Consider the following 432-nt stretch of genomic DNA (forward strand, 5'->3'; position numbering starts at 1 on the left):
GGTGCCGGAGGCGAAGGAGGCGTCGGTGTCGGTGGTCATGGCCTGGGCGGCGATCTCCACGGCCCGCTCCCCCAGGTCATGGGCCTCCACGAACCGCTCCGAGACCACGACGGCCGCCGCCGCGCCGTCGGAGGTGGGTGAGCACTGGAGCTTGGTGAGGGGCGCGTGGACGGTACGGGCGGCGAGGACCTCCTCCACCGTGTACGGGTCCTGGAACTGGGCGTACGGGTTGTGCGCCGAGTGCCGGTGGTTCTTGGCCCCGACCGCCGCGAGCTGCGCGGGCGTGGTCCCGTACCGCTCCATGTGCTCGCGGGCCGCGTTGCCGAAGATCTGCGCGGTGGGCGGGGCGTTCACGAAGCCGTGGGCGGCGGCCATGATCCCGTAGTGCCGGGCGACGGGCGAGGCCGCGAAGTCGCCCCCGCCGGAGCCGCC

Annotated in this window: 1 pseudogene; it reads right to left on the reverse strand. The window is 74.3% G+C overall.

The features are described 5' to 3' along the window. Positions 1-432, reverse strand: a pseudogene (locus tag RM844_RS32940) (Nonspecific lipid-transfer protein); the annotation flags it as partial.

The organism is Streptomyces chisholmiae, assembly GCF_031845445.1.
Classification (GTDB): Bacteria; Actinomycetota; Actinomycetes; order Streptomycetales; family Streptomycetaceae; genus Streptomyces; species Streptomyces chisholmiae.